General features: G+C 66.3%; 2 protein-coding genes. One reads left to right on the top strand and one right to left on the bottom strand.

Annotated features, from left to right (window positions below; all coding sequences use genetic code 11):
- Nucleotides 1–226: endonuclease/exonuclease/phosphatase family protein (locus BRAS3809_RS20670; protein ID WP_035657310.1), on the bottom strand; the 226-nt coding region annotated here is incomplete at its 3' end.
- Between the two features lie 206 nt (nucleotides 227–432).
- On the opposite strand from BRAS3809_RS20670, the gene BRAS3809_RS20665 reads away from it, so the two are divergent.
- Nucleotides 433–626 (top strand): aldo/keto reductase (locus BRAS3809_RS20665; RefSeq protein ID WP_035657308.1); only part of this gene is annotated, 194 nt, incomplete at its 3' end.

Raw genomic sequence — 626 nt, 5'->3', positions numbered from 1 at the left:
TCTCGTCGAACGGCAGCTTCGACAGCAGCGCGACGCCGTTGAAGGTCTTCTGGCCGTGGGTCACGACGTTGTAGCCGAGCGCCTCGATCTCCAGCCGCGGGAAGGCGTCGTCCGTGCACTTGATCTCCTGCAGGCAGACGATGTCCGGCGAGCACTCCTTGAGCCAGGTCACGAGGTGCTCGATCCGTTGCCGGACCGAATTGACGTTCCAGGTGGCGATGCGCATCGGCGTTGGGTTCCCCGGGCCTTCAGGACAGACGGCCCGGTTAGATCAAGCCGCAGCGCCCCCGGTCAAGGCGGATGCGCGCCCGAACCACAGCCAAGCGCAGCGAGGCCATGCAGGGCGTGCCATGGCGGTCGAGGGCGTGTGCGCGTATTCATCGTGTCGTCGCCAAGCTGGTCCAGGAGACCACGAGATCAAGGGAGACCAACATGGACCATCGACGTCTCGGCCATTCCGGCCTGCGGGTGCCCGCGCTCAGCTTCGGCACCGCGACCTTCGGCGGCGGCAACGATTTCTTCAAGGCCTGGGGCGGGACCGATGCCGACGGCGCGAGCCGGCTGATCGACGTCTGCCTCGATCACGGCGTGTCGATGTTCGACAGCGCCGACGTCTATTCCAGCGG

It is taken from the genome of Bradyrhizobium sp. STM 3809, from assembly GCF_000239795.1.
Classification (GTDB): Bacteria; Pseudomonadota; Alphaproteobacteria; order Rhizobiales; family Xanthobacteraceae; genus Bradyrhizobium.
Note: the sequence above shows the minus strand (reverse complement) of the source record. Positions and strands in the feature narration are given on the sequence as shown.